Raw genomic sequence first — 18,280 nt, forward strand, 5'->3', positions numbered from 1 at the left:
CGGCCCACCAAAGGGCGGGCCGTTGTTTATAGCATCAGCGCGGATTGAATCAATCCTGGCGGCTGGTGACTTCCAGCAGGTGGTAGCCGAACTGAGTCTTCACCGGGCCTTGCACGGTGTTGACCGGGGCACTGAAGACCACGGTGTCGAATTCCTTGACCATCTGGCCTGGGCCGAACGAACCGAGGTCACCGCCCTGGCGGCTGGATGGGCAGCTGGAGTTGGCTTTAGCGATTTCTGCGAAATCAGCGCCGCCTTCGATTTGGGCCTTGAGTTCGTTGCACTTGTCTTCAGAGGCAACGAGGATGTGACGGGCGGTGGCTTTGGCCATGGTGAGTAACTCCTAGAGTAAAAAACGGTGAGCGTACCGGATTCAGGCGGTTATTTCTCGGCAAAGTTCCACTGGGTTTCAGCCGGCACTGTTTTCGCCGTGAGGATTCAAGGCAGCACAAGGTAGTCGTTGCGCTGCACGATCGGGCGGTGCGCCGCTTGCACCAGGTGGATATAGCGGCCGTCCACCAGGTCGATGGCCAGGCAGTCGTCGATATCCAGCACCGCGTCGGTGTGGGCCTGGGACCAGTGGCTGAGCATCTGCTGCTTGCCTTTGCCCATGGCCTCCTGTTTGTTACGGGCGACCAACAGCAGGTAGTGATGGGACTCGCCAAAGCTATTGGCTTCGTAACCGCCCAGGTTGATGAAGTACAGGCGGAGTGCATCGCCGTGGGGCGCCAGGTGGCTCAGTTCAACCTTCCAGCCGTCGACGCCATCGACGGCCATCCATGAATCGATGTGTACGCCTTTGGGGCTGCCGAACCAGGCGTCGCGTAATTGCGGGTAGGTGGCTTGCAGGGTGTCCGCCACGGCGAACACCACATCGTGTACTTCGATCCTGGCCCGCGGGTGCTTGCCCCCGAGCATGACGACAAACAGCATTACCGATGATTCCTGGGGAGGGCGGCCTGACAGCCTATCTGATCACTCCCGGCAATCAAACTGTGGGAGATTCTATGGTTGAGGGGCAACCCTCAACCAACGTTACCGGGGAGCAGAGCAAGCGCTGCAGGCTTGTTTGCGCAATCAATGCATCTTGCTATGGTCCATCTTGCTGTGGTCCATGCCATCCAGCCCACGCGCCGTTGCCTTCACTTCGACGGCCTGCTTTTCACCCTTGGCATCTTCTACCGTAAGGGTCAGTGGTACCTGGTCGCCTTCCTTGATCTGGCCGGTCAGGCCCATCAACATGACGTGGTAGCCGTTGGGGTCGAGCTTGACGGCTTTGCCGGCAGGCAGGGCCACCGAGCCCACCGGGCCCATGCGCATGACGTCGTCCTTCATGCTCATCTCATGAATCTGCACGTCCTTGGCCACTGGCGATGCCACGCTCAACAGTTTGCTGTCGCTGTCGGCTGTGAGGGTCATGAAGGCGCCACTGGACGGTTGGCCCACTACGGAGGCGCGTACCCAGGCGTCAGTGACTTGTACCTGGGCACTGGCGTGGGCAGCGAGGCCCAGCAGGGTTAGACCGAGGGTGAGACGCTTGAGGTGTTGAACGGCAGTCATTAGCAGACCTCCATGACGGTGAGCAGGTCTTCTGCGCACTCTTGAGCGGTAAGGGATGCCTGCAAGCCAAGGCGCAGGTTGCCACGGGTGTCGAACACGAAACTGGTGGCGGTGTGGGAGAGGGTATAAGTGTCGCCGGCGGGGATCTTTTCATAAAAGATCCCGAACTCCTTGGCGGCCACGGCGATTTCTTCCGGGGTGCCGTAGAGCGCTTCGAAGCTTGGGTCGAAGGCCTTGACGTAGTTGTCGAGAATTTCGGGGGTGTCGCGCTCGGGGTCCAGGGTGATGAACACCACCTGCATGATCTTGCCATCGCGGCCCATCAGCTTCTTGGCCTGGGCGGCGCGGGCCAGGGCTGTCGGGCAGACGGCCGGGCACTGGGTGAAGCCGAAGAACACCACCGGCATCAGGCCGCGGTACGAGCTCAGGGTGACGGTTTCGCCGTCGGTGTTCTTGAGCTTGAAGGTGCGGCCCATGATCTTGTCACTGAGGTCCTTGCCGTACTTGAAGTTCAGCTTGGGGCTGTAGTCACAGCCGCCCAGCAGGCTGCCCAGACCCAATAGGCCCATGCCGGTCAGCACTTTGCGGCGGGTGAATAACGTACTCATCAACTGTGCATCCTGTGAAACGCCTGTAGGGCCGTGGAGCTGCTCCGCCAGGCTTTGAAAAGGAGTAACGAGAAGGGTGCAGAGTCTAGCAACCCTGGCCGGCGCGCGTAATCTGCGACGTTCTGCCACAGGGGCGCGTCGCATTTCTTTCTTTTATGGCTTCGGTGGTAGAGTCGCCGCCATGAAATTGCGCCACTCTGACCGCTCACTGATCGCCTGGGCCCTGTACTTCTGCGTGCTGATGAACCTGTTCGCCTGCGGTTTGGGGCATGGCCAGATGATGGGGCAGCAGCTCAACGGCATCGGCGGGCTGTTCTGTTCGGTGGACGGCGGTCAGTCGCCAATTTCCGACAAAGGGTTGGCGAACCCGTCCTCCAGCAACATCTCGAACTACTTTGCCTGCCCGGTGTGCAACGCGGTTACCGTTGCCCTGGTGTTTCTGATCGGCCTGGCCTGGCTGCTCGGCCTCACCCAAGCCCCGCGTGTCGCCCATGAGCGGCGCAATAAGGCGCCGCCGCGCTATTCCTGGCCCTCGGCCAACCCCCGCGCTTCTCCCGCATCCTGACGTGTGCCTTGGGCTTCCTGTAACCAGGAGGCATTCTCTCGTCACGATTGTGAGAACACTCTATGAACCCTCAATTGCCTGCCGACGCCGGCCGCCTGGTCAGCAAGGCGTCGCGGCGCCTGCGTGCGCAACCGGCGCTGTCTGATTACCCGAGTAATTCGCGCTGCTTCGTGCACCTGGATGCACGCCTGCTGCCTCACTGGCATACCTTGTTCGACATCTGCCCGGCGTTGCTCAAGCTCGACCCACCGGAGGGCTTGAACCTGTTTCGCGCCTTCATGACCTGGGCCTATCGCAACCAGCCGCCGCTGGACTGGACGTACCATCTGAACGTATGCCGCTGGTTGCTGAGTTCGACGTACCGCACGCAGGTCGATGAGGAGCCGATCGAGGCCTTCATGGCCGCCGCTGCTGCGCGCTGGGTGCTGACGGATGACAGCCCGGCGGCAGGCATTGTCTTGAGCTGGCGCGATTGCACCCTGTTCGACTGGAAGGGCCACCCTTCGATAGCCGCGCCGCGACCGGCATTGCCGCCGCCCGCCTGGGATTTTGCCTGGTCCCCGTTGGGTGCCCAAGGTGCTTTCAGCGGTTGGCTGCCGGTGCCATGAAGCGCCGCGTCCGGTAAGCCTCACGACACCCTCGGAAGCGCCGCACACTGCGCAGCGTGCGGAGCCCGCAGGCTGGCACCGGCTTGATGACTAGGCTCTAGGCTTCTTTGGTTTCCAGGTCATCAGGTTATGTCTTCTTTGCATCACAACACGCCCACGCTGACGGTGGTCGACCCGCGAGGGTTGACCGTGCGCAGCGTGGCGTACCATCGCAATACCGCGCAGCAATCACCCAGCGCGCAGGTCACGCGGCAGGTGTTCGACGCTCGCGGCCTGTTGCAGCAACAGTGGGACCCCAGGCTGTTCGAGTTGCACGCTGCCGATCCCGACGTGCGGCCCAATCTGTCTCATCGTTATAGCTTGAGCGGGCAAGTGCTGAGCACCGACAGCGTGGATGCGGGCCGTCAGACGCGCTTGCTCGGCAGTGGCGGCCAGGTCGTGCAACAGTGGGACAGTCGAGGCACGCGCCAGCGGTTCGAATACGACCCGTTGCTGCGCCCCGTCGCGGTATTCGAGCGCGCGGAGGAGGCGGCGGCTGAACGCTGTGTCGAGCGCATGAGTTACGCGGGCATGACGTCCACGGAGGCGGCTCGCAATCGCTGTGGGCGCATGATTCGTCACGATGACCCGGCAGGCACGTTGCTCGTTGAGCGCTACGACGTGCAAGGCAACATCACCGAGCAAACCCGGCGCCTGTGCACGTCGCACACCGTGCCCGACTGGCCGCTGCCCGTGAGTGAGCGGGATGCGCAGTTGCAAGCTCAGACCTTCACCACCACCTGGCAGCACGACGCGCTGGGGCAACGCCTGGAGCAGGTCGACGCGCGCGGCAATCGCCAGCAATCTCAATACGGTGTCGACGGCCAGTTGACGAAAAGCGAGATCCTGTTCAAAAGCGGAGCGCGCAAGACCCTGGTGGATCAACGCAGCGTCAACGCCTCGGGCCAGGTGTTGAGCGAACGCTTGGGTAATGGCGTGCTCAGCGTTGCCGAGTATTCGGACACCGATGGACGTTTGACACGCTTGAGCGCCCACCTCAAGGATTCGGCAGGCAAGCGACTGCAAGACCTCTTCTACAGCTACGACCGGGTCGGCAATGTGTTGCGCATCCGCGATGCGGCGCAGCCGACCCGCTGGGCCAGCAACGTGCAGGTGGAGGCAGTAAGCACATTCGAATACGACAGCCTGTCGCGATTGATCAAGGCCACCGGCCGTGAAAACGCGCGCAATACCGGCGCATCCGCACTGCCGGGGCGAATCACGTTCGGCGCCACAGACGACAACCTCTGGGGCAACTACACCCGCCACTATGCCTACGACTCGGCCAGTAACCTGACGCAGATGCGCCATGTGCCCAGCACCGGCAGCGGTTATACCCAACGGATGCAGGTGGGTGAACACAGCAATCACAGCGTGATTGCTCGCGAGGGCGCAAAGGCGCCGGGCCTGGGCAACGGCTTCGACCAACGTGGCAATCTCCAGGCTCTGGCGCCTGGTCAGGCGTTGACCTGGAACGGGCGCAACCAGTTGGTTCGCGTCGCGCAGGTGCTGCGTGACAATGGCGAACATGACGATGAGGTGTATCTGTACGACGGCGCCGGCCAGCGAGTCATCAAGCGTCGCGTGGCACATGGCAAGACGCAGACTCACACCCATGAAGTGCTTTATCTGCCAGGGCTGGAGCTGCATCGCCACGGGCCGGATGGCGAGTGGTTGAACGTGGTGCTTGCTCCGGGCGGGCGCCATTCGGTCAGAGGGCTGCAGTGGGAGCAGCAGCGCCCCGACGAGATGCAGGACGAGCAACTGCGGTTCAGCCTCGACGATCATTTGGGCAGCGGCACTCTGGAGCTGGACGAGGCAGCCGGCCTGTTGAGCCAGGAAAGTTATTACCCCTTCGGCGCTACTGCCTGGTGGGCGGCAAAAAGTGCCTTGGAGGCGAACTATAAAACCCGACGTTATTCGGGCAAGGAGCGCGACGCCAGCGGGCTGTATTACTACGGCTTCAGGTACTACGCGCCGTGGTTGTTGCGGTGGATCAGCGCTGACCCGGCGGGGGATGTGGATGGGTTGAACCTGTATGCGATGGTGGGGAACAACCCCATGGGTTATGTAGACGAAGACGGTTTGCAGCGCCGCTCGATGCTGGAGGTGGTGACGGTTCTGCTCCTGGTGTTGTTGATCGGGCACGGAGTAGGGGTAGAGATAGGCTATAGGGCTGAACTGGCTTATTTCGGGCTGATTTCAGGTGTGGTGGGCGTGGCGCTTTACGCGCTTCAGCGATTAGGCACCACTGACGTTCAGCGCAGAGCGTTCTATGAGCAGTCCGTAACGGTCGGTGCGCAAGAGCTGGGCCGCCGACAGGGCGCTACCGAACATGAAGTCAGCGAGTTGGCGGAATTTTTCCTGGAACACCGTCTGGCTACCGCTGACACTAAGAGTCTGTCCTACGGGCTGACCCCGGCAGCGCGGGGCGGTCTTTATGGGTACGTTGGGCCCACCGAGCATCGGGACCGGGCTGAAACAGCCTCACGAACGGAGCGTAACCCTAGCTTTACGCTTGCCAGGTTGGGGTTTGTAGGCATAGAACTGCGCGCCCCGGCACGCAAAGTGGGCGCCAGCCCGCTGCCAGCGGCTGGGCTGACCCACACCGAAGTACAACCGCAAACCAGGGTCACGAGCGTGGGCCGCAGAGGCTCCGCTTCTGAGGTGCCCGCCGCGCAGCCGGTAAGCCCGGGACCTTCCTCCGGGCTGGTGCCTGAGCCCCTCCAGATTGACGTCACACCTATTCAGAATGAATTACATGGCCCCGGAGGTGAAATTCTCAGAAGGGTGATTGATCGGCTGGAAGACCGCACACTGGATTTTCATACCGGCCATGCCATGGCGGGTGGGCAGAATGTCCGCAGTTTTGACTTGCCGCGTTATCGCGGGCAGCGCGGTCGTGGCGCCTATCGGGTGATGATCCAGCACATCAGTGGGCTTAACTATCGGGCGGTCAGGGTGATGGACCCTCACCGCCGTTAATACGCGCAACGTCAGGCCAAGGAGCGCGGGCCGTGTAACGGCCCGGCTCTGTTGTCAGGCCGGCGCGTGCGTGTCGTTTTCGTCTTCAGCGATGCTGTACCAGGCGTGGTAGGTCTGGCGCCGCGTGTCGCCATTGGCATTGAGCACGCGTACCGGGCGCCCCAACGCGTCATGAAAGTGCTGCTCGCTGGGACGCAAGGTGTTGAAGGCCGCATCGTCGATATAGCCGGCACGGTCGGCAAAATAAGGTCGCCAGGTGCGCGCCAGGCAACCCTGATTGTCATACTCCACACGGCCGCTGATCCGCCAACGGCGAGTGGCATCGGTTGGCTCGGCACCCGCGCTCAACATACCGGCGTCATCGACTGCAAAGGCCGGGCCCGGTTGCGCCTTTTCCTGGGTTTGCCGCACGCGGCCAAAGCCGTCGCTGAAGGCGAGGGCTACCTGGATCTGCGCCGTTTGCGACGTGCCTTGCCAACGGTCGGCGTGCAGTACCACGACGTGCACCGGCACTTGCCTGGCCGCCTGAATCATGCGCTTGAGGGTTTGATGATGGGGGAGCGCAGCGCTCAGGCTGTTCAGGCGTGCCAACGCCGAGGCACGAATATGCCCGCTGGGCAGCAGGTAACCGTTGCTTACCCATTGCGCCTGGATGCTGGCGGGTGGAATGCGCCCCATCCAACTGAACACGTCGTAGAAGCACGCGCTTTGAGCGTTGAGCAACGCCGCCTTCGGATCAGCCAGGGCCTGCGCCGGGCCCGTATCGGGCGTGCGGATGAAGGGCGTAGGGGCGTCATGGCCGACGGGCTTTCCTTGCTCCTCACCCTTGAGGCCGGTCGCCAGCAGCTGCCCGTGGGCGTCGTAGTGCGCGTAGCGTTGTGTACGCTGTGCGTCAGTCACCGTCACCGGCAGGCCAAGGCGGTAGTCGTACTGCGCCTGGGTCGTGCAGCCGTCCGCCAATTGCACTTTGATGATGTACAGCCCATAGCGGTCGTACTCGGACTGCGTGAACCCATGGCTCAGGCTCGCCTGATGCCGACGAGGCCGATAGAACATTTCGGCCTGGCCGTAGCGGGTGTAACCCTGGCCGAGGGACCACAGGGTGATGGCCTCGTCCTGCCCGGGGTCCGGTGACAGGAACGCGGCCATGGCCCGATAGTGCTGTGCACTGAGCGTAGCAGTGACAGTGCGGCCCTCATATACCTCCAGCGCTTGCTGATCGAGTTCGGCCGTCTCGATATAGGCAGGCAGCGCCTGAAAACTCGCGGTGCCGGCCGGCAAGGGTTCGGTGTGCTCCGCCACGCAGTAGTGCTGCACCGACAGCCCCCCCAGCCTGCGTTCGGCCGCTGTTCCCAATGGATCGGACGGGCCCTGCGCGATGAAGTGTTCATAGCTTATTTTTTCAATCGCTAACGCCTCTTTGCTCAGCACCAGCACGTTGCTTCGTTGCTGGTAGGGCAAGTGCAAGCGCCAGCGCTGCGCGGCGTCCAGGTGAATGAAGCGGGCGCGGGTTTCGTTGAGGTAATACGTCTGCTGCGCTGAGTCGTGTGCGTCACGCCACCACTGCTGCTGGTGGGCTGGCCCGGGCGGTGGGGAGTCGCTGGCTGTCCTGCGACGGGCATAGTCGACCACCACGCTGTGCAGATTGCCGGCGTAGCGGTCCCAGCGCAGATTGAGGATGTGCCGGCAGCACGGGTCGTCCGGTTGGCGCTCGTAGCGACAGGTCAGCGACTCCAGCAACAGTGGCAGCAGCACCGCCGGTTCGCCGGCCTTGGCCGACGGGCTTAATTGCCGTATGAGATAGCGCTGTTGCTGCACCAAATACGGCACTGCCTGTGGTGGCGAATCGGCGGCGGCATAAACCTCTTCCCGCAGCAGGCTCCCCGCCAATGCACGCTGCATCGCGCGGCGGGTGGTTGCGACGGGCGTGGTGATCAGCGTGTCTCCTGTGCGCCCGGCCTCCAACTGGCCCAGCAGGGTTGGCCCCAGCGCGGGCGCCTGTGGGTCGCCCGGGTAAAAAGCCTCCTGCGAGGGCTCAAAGGTGTGGAACCAGCGTTTGGTCAACACCCCAGGCTGCGCATCGGCCGTAGGGGGTTGCTCGGTGTGCAACACCAGGCCAAAGCCGAGGAACTGGCGCTCCTCACGGTCATAGCAGGCTTGCCGGTAACGAAAATACTGGGTGGAGCGGTTGCCGCTGACCAGGTCCTTTTGCTGTTGCCGCTTGACCACCTGCACTGGGAACGCAAGGCTACTGCCTTGGGGCACTCCCAAGGTTTGCCAGTGCTGTTTTTCGTCGAGCCATTCCTGGGCGCTGCTGCGGTAGCTCAGCTGGGTGGTGGCCCCCCGGTTGTTGAGCGTGGCGGTTAACAAATACGGTTTGAGACTGACGAAGTCATACCGCCAGTGCTGGGGGGTCATGTGCGGCACGCTCAGGATCAGGCTGGAACAGCCCAGGCCTTGAAGGTCGGCAAAGCTGACCTGGCACGTCGCGTCATGGCGCACGCCCTCGGGCCAAGGCAATGTCAGTGGCTCCGATGCCAGCCCGCTGCCGGCGCGGTTCATATAGATCTGTACGTGTTCAGGCGCCAGGTAAATCAGGTCCACCGCGCCTGAACCATCCAGGTCGGCGAGGCGAATATGGGCGGCATCGAAGCTGGCGTGGTCGAACGCCAGTGTGGCGAAGACAAACCCTTTGCCGAAGCGTCCACGGCCGAGGTTGGGCCAGCATTTGATTTCGTTATGGCGGATACGCACCAGGTGTTGTTGGCCGCTGCCCAGGGGGTCGCAAAAGGCGATCAATTCAGCCGGCGAATGGCTGAGGGTGGGTAGCCCCTCATCGTCAGGCGCATGGCGCACCTCCTGGCCAGGATCAAACCCCCCGTCCTGGCGCTGAGCATACAGGCGCACGCTACGGCTGCCGATCAAGGCCAGGTCCAGCCTCCCACTGCCCATCAGGTCGGCCAGTTGCCCGTGGGGATGGAAAAACTCCTGGGGCATCGCCGCAAAAGGCACGAAACCCGACCATTGCCGCTGCGAGTCGAGGCTGAAAAAACCACTCAGCCCCGGTTGCGCCACCACCCATTCCAGATGCCCATCGCCGTCAAGATCCGCCAGTGCCTGGCGCGTGGCTTGGACGGTATCGGCGAGGGGGATGCGTGGCAGGGCCTGCCATGGACCATAGATCAGCGCATTGCTGCTGGCCGGGCCGGGGGCCCTGAGCGGCTCGCGGTAGTACCAGCTTTTATCGGTGCGGTGCAGGATGCCCGGCAAGCCGTCGCGGTACAGGTCCACCAGTTGATAATGCTGCCCATCGTTGACGCCCGCCATGGCGTCGAACGCTTGGTAGCGCGCGGCGTCCAGCGTCGGCACGAAGGCGCTGTAGGCCAGTTCCAGGGGCGGCCAGGCACTGGCGTTTCCCTGGGCGTCAAAGGCCTGGTTGTGCACGGCGTTCAGGCAACTGCCGATGGCGTGGCGATGGGTGTACTCCAGCAACAGACGCCGCGTCAGCACCGGCTCGGCGCCCAGGCTCGGCTCGTCGGGGAAGTAATGAAACATCAGCACTTGCTGGCACCGCCGCAGGGTGCCGAGTTCAAAGCCATAGGCATAACTGCTGATCGGGTCGTTGCGGACCGGCCAAGCGTGTTGTTCGGCATAGGTCGGCACTTGGCTCAGGCCGGTGTGGCGTTCACCATAATCCAGCAGCAGTTCGAAGTGCCATTGCTTGTCAGCAAGGGCGTCCGCGCGCCACAGCGCCAGATGCTCAAGGGGCTTGAGGTTGCCGTAGCACACCCGCGCCAGATAACGCTGGGCGCGATAGTCCCTGGCGGCGCTTGGCGGCTGGTCGTCGTGTTTGTAGTGGTAATAGATCTGCTCACCCAGGGGGTTGAGGCTTTCCTGCAACAGCCATTGGGCAACACGTAGATCGTCGTTCGGGTCTGCACAGCGCGCGATCAGGGTCTTGCCGAACAGGTGCACGCAGCCGTCGGCCCCCTGAACCAGCCAGAACCCGGCCTTGTCGCTTTCGCAAGACCAATGCTCGATACGGTCGAAGCGCGCTTCTATCACCGGAAAATAGCGCACCACTCGGTGGGATTCACCCAGGGCCAGGCCGTTATAGTGGTCCCAGGTCGTGGCCTGAACTTCGCCGTCGGCATCACGCTCAGGGATCATGTCGATGCCTTGGGGGCTGATGAAACGGTCGTCATCACCGTAGGCCGGTACGCCTTTGCGGGTATCACGGCTGATGGCGCCTGCCGACATCGCCCAGCCGAGGCCGAAGGGCCCGTTGCCTTGGGCGCTGCGATAACCCAGGCTCAAGGCCGGCGTGAAGCCACGGCCCGGCGAAATGGGCAAGGGCACCTCCAGGCACGCCTCACCCCGTGTGCCCACGGCGCCCCATTGCGCGCCGGGGCCCTGGATGGCGCCACCGCCCTTGGGCAACGCAGGAATCTTAGGTTCCAAGAGTTCGGGCGACTGCACGCTCATCGTTGACCTCCGGTGTTTTTAGCGGTGTAGCGCAGGTGCACGATGATATCGGTGAGGGATTCGAGCAGAGCGTTTTGCCGGGCATGGTTGGGAAAGGTCAGTTGCCAGGTGGAGATCGCTCCTGTGTATTCGAACGGCAGGTAACGCTCGTCGCTGTCGAAGTTCAAGGTGAACAATCCGCTGTCGTTGAGCCCGCTGGACAGGGCGATTTGCTGTTTGGCGCGCAGGTCTTTTTTTACCGCGGCTTCGGTGTGTCTGGTCGCTGGGGTGACGTGCGTGGTATTGGCGGTTTGGGTCAGGATGGCCTTGATGTCTTCATAGGGGCCCAGCGTGGCGGGCAGGGACACACTGACGTGCTTGATACGCCGCAGGTAATGGCCTGGGTAGTCGTCGTCAAACAGCTTGAGGGTCAGTTCAAAGGTCAAGGTGCCGGTTTTTACCAGGTCGGCTTTAAGCGCGGCCCAGGGCATGTCGCGCGTGGCCATCGGGTCTTGGCTGTGCAGATGGCGCAGCGACACGGTTTTAGTGATCTCCAGCAAACGTTCGTTGTGGGTGACGTAGGCGTTACTCATGCTCAGTAGATTTTGCTTGAGCGCTTCGCCGGCGCTGAAGCCGCGATATTGATGGGTCCAATGCTGGGTTTGAATGAAGTGCTTGTCCCACTGAGCCCGTTCTTCCTGCCAGCAGGCCTCGGCCGCCAGGCACAGCGACAGGGTCGAGTCATAGGCTTGGTAGTAGAAAGTGGAAAGTTGGCCATTGAGCCATTGATACAGTTGGGCGTTGGTAAAGCGTTTGCCGAGCTGGTCGTACAGGCTTCGTGCCTGGGTCAGGCTGGTCTGGGCCAGGCCCAGTTGCAAGCGGGTATGGGCTTGCTGTTCGGTATAAGCCTGCAGTTGCGCGTCGACCTGGGCCAGCTCAAGGCGTGCCTGTTCAAGCGAATGGGCCCACTCGGCGGCGCGTCGGGCAAACAGGTCGGTGCGGTCCAGGTGGGCAGCGTTGGCGCGCTTTTCATTGGCAATGCCTTGGGACGCCGCGTGCAGGGCGTGAAAAGCGCCCTCGTAGCGCACGCCGCCGTTGGAGGTGCCAAAAATATTCGGTATCAGCATCGCCAGCCCCGCGCCGGCTTGTGCCACGGCGGCGGCGGTGTCCCAGCGTGCACTGTCCTGGTACTCCTGGGTGGCCTGGGCCTCGGCCGGGCTGATGCCCCGCTTGAGCTGCTGTTCGAAGAACGCCACCCGCGCTTCGACCATGCGGCGTCCTGCCAACAGCGCCTCCTGGTTCCTCGCATCGAACTGTACGGCCTGGGCCTGTTGCTCGACGGCCAGCCTCGCCAAGTCCCAGGCTTGCTGCTGCTGGGTTTCCAGGTACTGGGCCTGCTCTTTGCGTTCGAACAACGACAGTAAGGTCGTCCCCAACTGGATCAGGTTGTCGACCGCTTGCAAGGCGTGTCCCAGCAGCACCTGGAAGCGATAGTGCGCGGCCTGGGCGGTACGCAGCGACGGGCGCAGGCTGGCGCCGACCGCCCCTTGCTGGTACGCGGCAAGCAGCGTTTGAGGCGTCAGGGTCGCGGCGTACAGCGGCAGACTCAAGGGTTTGCCGGTCAGATCCAGGTGATGGCGCAGGTTGTGCAGGCGAGATTCGATCTTGTCCCAGCGCAGCAGCAAATCAGGGCTCAGGGACCGACACAGCCGCGAGGTGCCCGCAGGTACTGTCGTGCTATCGAGCGTGGAAGGGTTTTGCAGTTTGTCCAGGGTCGTGGCTGCCCAGGGATCGACCGGGTTGAGCGGCGGCCTTGGCCCGAGCAAGCCCTTGACGCGGATGTACCACAACTTGGCGTCGGCCAGGCCGTCACGGGTCATTTGCCGGTAGGCCGCATCCCCGCGATTGAGCAGGATGTCGACGTACAGCAGGTACAGCGCCTGACGAAAATGTACCGCGCTGCTTGTCGCCAATGGGTGGGACACGGACGAGACGTCGTGGCGTTGTGGCGCACTGGTAAGCAGCGCAGGCAGGCGCCAGAACCCGGATGGGTGTACGGGATCGAACACGTAGCGTATCCACGTTTCGGCCTCGGCGTATTGTTGCTCCTGGTTCAGGCGTTGTGCCAACAGCCAGGGCAGGTAAAGAAACAACTCCCAGTAATAGGTGCCATGGGGGCCGTGAAAGTCCAGTGGACTGGGCTTTTTCTCGCCTAGCAAGGGCGGCTCGCGCCAGGCATCCGGCGCCAACGCAAACAGCTCATGCAAACCTGCGCCCGCGGTTTTTGCCAGCAGCCCGGCCACGCAGGTGTTGGTGCGTATGGGCGCTCGTTTGTTTTCAGGCTTATCGAGAGACTCGATAGTGGACCCGCTGAAGTCGATGAACTCTGCCGTGCCATAGGGCGGGGTAGCGAGTCGCCGGATAAACGGAGCCAGTGGAATGATGGGGGTGCTGTTATCGGGCGGCAGGGTGAAAGTCGCGGTTTTCAGCGCGTAGCCCAGGATGATGGGGTCGGGGTAATGCACATCGCTTTCCAGTAGCAACACGCCGTGAATCAGCGTCAATGTGGAAGCCGTCGTGTCAGTGGAGTCCTCGTCGTAGGGGTGCAAGGTCGAGGGGGAGAGTTCGATCTGCGCCTCAAGCGTGTGCGTTTCGGAGAGTTCAGTGAACGTGTCGCGCAGGGTGCGCCGAGAGGCGTCTGCCAGGCCGACGAGTACCGTGTTATTGCGATGAGGGCTTTCCGGTAAAGCGCTGTCTCCCTGTCTGGGATACATCAACACGGGTTTGTACAGGCGTTGTTTCTGCTGGACCTGGACCTTGTCCAGTACCAAGTCGTAGGCATGGCTGCTGGACTCCGCTTGATTGTTGTAGAACGAGAGAATGACGGTATAGGTGGCGTCCGGCGTATTGAAAAAATAATCGAAGGCTTCTTGGCTAATGCGTTGGTCGCGCAGATTGAATGTCGCGCTTTTCGGGGTTTCTTGATCTTTTTCAATCTGCGGCAGGGTAAAGGTTGTCGGCTGATTCGCTGCATTTTTTATGAATTGGGCATAGCTGACGCCGGTCTCGTTGCACTTGAGGGTCAAGTCGATGCGCACGTTGGAAAAGGTTGCCAGCCTGGCGCTTTCCAGGAAAATCTCGGCAGTGGGGCCTAACGCCAGCATCTCGTTCTGGGCAGGACCACTGCTGCTGAGGGTGATGGTCAAATTGGCCATTGCGTCTGCCTTGCTGAACCTGACAGTGCGGTGCGGTTCGAAGCGTTTCGCCAGGCGAGTGGTGACCTCCAGTACTGACGTCGTTCGGTTGAACCGGATATCGCTCTCAGCCGAAAGACTGCGGATATGCTGTTGATTGTCTTCGTAATTCCAGCCATGGGTGGTGCCATGGGGCGCATTGTTGGTCAGGGAGTGAACTTTGACCTGGACCGTTTCGGGCGCCCTGAATTGAAATCTTGACCTGTTGTGGTGCCCGAACAGGGCCTGGTACCGCCCGGCCAGTTCAGACTCTTTATGCCAGGAGAACATCCGCCGAGTGCTGCCCAGGGTTTCCAGCCAATGGACGTTGAAGTGCTGATCCAGCCGTACCGCTTGAAAGAAATGCCGATGCACGCCGTTGTGCGAGGAAGCCGTTTGATGGTTCGGCTGTGCGCTCAGGCCCAGGAACAGTGACGGCGGTTGGCTTTTTGAATCGAGTACGGCGATGGACGCAGTGGCACTCATCAGGTCTTCCGAGCTCAATTCGTCAAGGCCCTGTGCAAGGCTGTATTCCTGAATGCAGGCCTGCGGCACGCTCCAACTGTCATCCAGTTTTTTATAGGAAAAGTACAAGCGCAACTGTAGATAGGTGGTCTTTATCCGGGTTTCCAGCCGTTGTTGGTATTCCCTCTCCGATTCGACATCACCTCGTCCAATCGGGGTGATGTCCCTCGACGAGGACGTCGGGTTGATGCATTGGGCCCACACCACGAAGAGGCGCCCGTTGAACACCACCGGGCGAATCGTCTGTTCGGGGACGTTATCGTCAATCGACAGCGGGATCTTTTGCCAGGAGGACCAGGCTGGCGGAGTGGCCGCGTCGCCCGAGGCCATTTTCAGCGTGCGCCAGTAATAGGTGTTTTCCGGACTGGACTTGCCGGTGAAGTAATAAGTGCTGCTGGCAAAGCTGTCTTTATCACCGTCGATATAACCATTGAGGGTCTTGATGTTGGCAAGTGCTTCGAAGCGGCTGAGGTAACTGTGGACGGCTGTCTGCAGCGGCGCAGGCTCGATGCGAAATTGGTTGAGCTGGTTCTCCAGTTGCCTGAAGTTGTCGCTTTTGTCATGGCGCAATGCAGGGCTCAGGTAGGTGGCCGGGTAGTGCTGGAGTTGCTGGTGGGCACGCCACAGTGAATAGGACAGCAACTGGTCTCGCCACTCGCTCTGCTCGTCAGCGCTCATGCCCTGTTCGTCGTAGCCGGGCTCCAGGCCCAGGTAAATGCCTGTGATGTACTGCTGCAGGCTGGCAATGGCGCTGGCGATACGGGTGGTGGGCACCGTATGGCTGACCTGGGGGTCGAGCAGCCAATAGGTATAGATATCGTCTACGGTCTTGACGGTATCGGCCACTGCCGTGTCTTCAGGCAGCACGCTGTTGAGGTAGAACCCCAGCATCGCGTCGCGCAGGTGTTCGTTGAGGTGTTGGGTGAGGGTGTCAGACATGGTCATTCCTTGAACCAGGCGAAATACAACGGGGTTAGGGGGTTGTGGCGATCAATGCCGAGCCAACGTGTTGCCAGTCTTCATTCATCAAGGTGGCATGCAGGTCGGCAGCCTTGAGCAAGGCGCTGGCGGAAAGGCCGGTGAGCCTGACGGCTTCATGGCAACGCAGGAGCCAGTCCAGGTCGGCCAGGGTCCTCACCTGTTTGGCAGGCAGAGATTCAACGAGCAGGTTGATTTCATCGACATCCCACTTGAGCAATGCGGCCAGTTGCGAGGTGCAAGCCCCATTGTCAGTTATGGCGGAGCCTTCGACGGAGGATGAATTGGCGCATTGTAAATAGGCGAGCACGCTGTCCTGGGCCAGCCCGTAGGTGCTGAGGCAATGGGCAAAGCGTTGCAGCAGGTACAGCGTGCTCAGCGTCAGCTTGAGCAGCGAGGCCGCGGTGTGGTCCGGGCTCAGCCAGTGCGGATGGAGCACGAAGGTCTGCAAGGCCTCACGACTCACTGCCAGCCCCAAGGACACTTCGGCATCCGGCAGGCTCAGCAATACATTTTTGTGCAGCTCCGTGGTGGATTCGGCAGTGGCGGTTCGGGCAATTTGTCGAACCACGAGTTTGCGCCATTGCAGGTACGCGGCGGGGTCACCGGCAAGGTGTGAGGGAGCGTTGAGCAGCGTGTCGATTTTTGCTTTCAGCGGCTGCATTTGTTGGTAGAACGCGCCCAGCTTCTTGGTCACTGCCTGTTTGGCATCGCTGTGCAGAGCCGTGTTGCGTTCTGGGTCGAGGCTCAGGGTCTGGGCTTCGATAAGCTGCACCAGCCCATTGGGCAGTTCTTTGGGCGGCGCGGGCTTGAGCAGCGGTTGGCTGTGCAGCAGCCCTTGTACGATGAGGGCATGCCAGGCAATGGGCGCCGCTTTGGTGTCAGACTCGGGCTGGGGCAATGACAGGTCAGCGAGGTCTTCTTGCGCCAACAGGCCATGGCGGGTCAGTTCGATTACCTCATCGAGTTGGGTGATGTACGTCTGCACGTGGGGCGGTGGGGATTGGGCATCCAATAGCAATTGGCGGCGAAGCTGATCAACCGTTTGACCCGTGTCGTTGAGCCAGCGGACCAGCCAGTCCATTTGCATCAGCACATCGAGCAGGTCGGCAGGGGCATTGACGCCGGAGCGACGCAGGCTCGGGTTGACCAGTTGTGCGGTGTAATCCTTACCGCCCAGCAGCGCCGCCACATGGTAGCTGTCGAGCACTGACAGCCCGAACAATCGCGCGATACGGGTTTGGCGATACAGCGCGCTATAAAACGTAAGCGTTGGGCAAGAAGCGGGTAGATGCAGGCGGGCCTGCTTGATCAGCCAGTGCAACGAGGCCGGGGTGTCGCTCAGGTGCAGGCCGGTACAGAGCTGGTGGCGCAGGGTTGTCGGGATTTCCTCCCTCAAGGCCAGGGTCGGCCTGTCCAGCGTCAATGCCTGGCCTGGCAACGGGCCGGGATTGAACAGCTGGTCGTACAGCGACAGACGAGTGCCGGGTGCCCACACCGGTATCTCATCCAGCACGGCGGCAAAGGCTTGCAATGACAGGCTGTAGCGGCGCTCCAGATAGCGATAGACGCCCAGTGCGCGCAGGGTATTGTCGTTGGCGGGCCGCGCCGGGTCGCCCTCGTGTTCACGCCGCACCACGCTCGTTGACAGGGCGTCGAGTGCGTCGAAGGGCAATTGCGTCCAGCGTTGCAGGCGGATCATTCGGTGCAGGCGCTGGTAACGTTCCCATGAGGTATTGAGCAGGCGCGCACCATCCTTGTCCTGCGCATTGATCGACAGGGGCGACTGGGTCGCGCCGGCCTCGGTGATCGGCCCGTTCACGTACGCGGCACCGTTGTGCAGGCGCAGCTTGGCCGGCGGCGTTGGCAGGGCGCTTGCCAGAACATTGCTCGACAGCATCGGCACATACTTGCCGCAGGCCAGTAGCGCTTCGGTCTGATCGGCGGTGAGTCCGGTTTTCTGCAACCAGTGGGACAACTCCTCAAGGGGCTGCTCCTGGGTACCATAGTGCTGGGTAAAAAAATCTTCTGCCTGTACGTCTCCCGTTCTTATTAACAAAGGCTCGGTCAATAACACCTGCTGGGCAGGGCTCAGCCCGGACAGCAAACGTTGCGCTTCATAGGCCTCGTGCCGGACCACGCCGTAAGTGTTTTGCGCGCGCTGGCTGGTGGGCAGCTTGAGGCTGATGCGGTAACTGAGTTCGCCCAATTGTGGCTTGCCGCCGGACAAACCGAGCCAGCACTGGCGATGCGCGCGTTCGAACGGCAGCACGAAGGGGAAGCGTTGCCTGCCGAGCACCTCATCAAGGGAGCGGCCGCGGTATTCACGGCGGGTTTGTTTGAGATGAGCGTCGATCTGGCGGGACAGGGTTTCGTTGATCATCGAGAGTTGAGGAATCACAGCGCTGAGGCCGCGTTCGTCCAGGGGCAGTGTCTTGAGTTCGGGGCGTCGCCGGTCGAGGGTGATCTTGGGCTGTTTGCCTTTACCGCTTTTTTCCAGCGCTTGGGCAAACAGGTATAACGCCTTCAGGTAGGCGATCGGGGAGTCGATTGCCGCCATGGAAGAGGCCGAACACAGCAGGTGCCAGTCCTCTTTGAACAGGTGGGTATAGGTGGGGGAGTGCGTGTCCATTGTGATGAATCTCCTGAAAGCCCCCGGCCACTGCCAAGGGCAATGGCACGCTAGCATGGGGCGCCAGGCCGGCTCGGTCGGCC

At 61.7% G+C, this 18,280-nt stretch carries 10 protein-coding genes; 3 read left to right on the plus strand and 7 right to left on the minus strand.

What is annotated here, in order from left to right; translation table 11 throughout:
- Positions 1-49: 49 nt before the first annotated feature.
- The 4 genes from BT204_RS18215 to BT204_RS18230 all read right to left on the minus strand — a co-directional run bounded on the left by BT204_RS18215 (position 50) and on the right by BT204_RS18230 (position 2,168).
- The gene (locus BT204_RS18215) at positions 50-331 is read right to left on the minus strand and encodes a peptidylprolyl isomerase (protein ID WP_034125729.1); all 282 of its coding nucleotides are present in this window, start codon (positions 329-331) and stop codon (positions 50-52) included.
- A 107-nt stretch (positions 332-438) separates the two neighbouring features.
- On the minus strand, positions 439-933 hold the full coding sequence (locus BT204_RS18220; RefSeq protein ID WP_072447756.1) for a DUF1543 domain-containing protein: 495 nt from the start codon (positions 931-933) through the stop codon (positions 439-441).
- A 144-nt stretch (positions 934-1,077) separates the two neighbouring features.
- Positions 1,078-1,560 (minus strand): copper chaperone PCu(A)C, encoded by a 483-nt coding sequence (locus tag BT204_RS18225; protein WP_054896538.1) that lies wholly within the window; start codon positions 1,558-1,560, stop codon positions 1,078-1,080.
- Positions 1,560-2,168, minus strand: a complete 609-nt coding sequence (locus BT204_RS18230) for an SCO family protein (RefSeq protein WP_034125726.1) — start codon at positions 2,166-2,168, stop codon at positions 1,560-1,562. The genes BT204_RS18225 and BT204_RS18230 overlap by 1 nt, the downstream gene beginning before the upstream one ends.
- 181 nt (positions 2,169-2,349) lie before the next feature.
- Here BT204_RS18230 and BT204_RS18235 point away from each other — a divergent pair, with 181 nt between their 5' ends.
- The 3 genes from BT204_RS18235 to BT204_RS18245 all read left to right on the plus strand — a co-directional run bounded on the left by BT204_RS18235 (position 2,350) and on the right by BT204_RS18245 (position 6,365).
- A complete protein-coding gene (locus BT204_RS18235) occupies positions 2,350-2,733 on the plus strand; it encodes a DUF2946 domain-containing protein (protein ID WP_054918556.1) in 384 nt (127 codons plus the stop codon).
- 62 nt (positions 2,734-2,795) lie between these two features.
- Positions 2,796-3,341 (plus strand): putative natural product biosynthesis protein, encoded by a 546-nt coding sequence (locus tag BT204_RS18240; RefSeq protein ID WP_072447758.1) that lies wholly within the window; start codon positions 2,796-2,798, stop codon positions 3,339-3,341.
- Between the two features lie 129 nt (positions 3,342-3,470).
- Complete coding sequence (locus tag BT204_RS18245) at positions 3,471-6,365, plus strand: RHS repeat-associated core domain-containing protein (protein ID WP_072447760.1); 2,895 nt, start codon at positions 3,471-3,473, stop codon at positions 6,363-6,365.
- A 54-nt stretch (positions 6,366-6,419) separates the two neighbouring features.
- Here BT204_RS18245 and BT204_RS18250 read toward each other — a convergent pair whose 3' ends face one another.
- The 3 genes from BT204_RS18250 to BT204_RS18260 are packed head-to-tail and all read right to left on the minus strand — an operon-like array spanning position 6,420 to position 18,197.
- Positions 6,420-10,850, minus strand: a complete 4,431-nt coding sequence (locus BT204_RS18250; protein ID WP_072447762.1) for a SpvB/TcaC N-terminal domain-containing protein — start codon at positions 10,848-10,850, stop codon at positions 6,420-6,422.
- Positions 10,847-15,526: a Tc toxin subunit A-related protein gene (locus BT204_RS18255; protein ID WP_072447764.1), complete on the minus strand. Its 4,680-nt coding sequence runs from the start codon at positions 15,524-15,526 to the stop codon at positions 10,847-10,849. The genes BT204_RS18250 and BT204_RS18255 overlap by 4 nt, the downstream gene beginning before the upstream one ends.
- A gap of 34 nt (positions 15,527-15,560) precedes the next feature.
- Positions 15,561-18,197 (minus strand): Tc toxin subunit A, encoded by a 2,637-nt coding sequence (locus BT204_RS18260; RefSeq protein WP_072447765.1) that lies wholly within the window; start codon positions 18,195-18,197, stop codon positions 15,561-15,563.
- Positions 18,198-18,280: the final 83 nt, after the last annotated feature.

This window comes from Pseudomonas sp. NFPP02 (genome assembly GCF_900119355.1).
Lineage (GTDB): Bacteria > Pseudomonadota > Gammaproteobacteria > Pseudomonadales > Pseudomonadaceae > Aquipseudomonas > Aquipseudomonas paracarnis.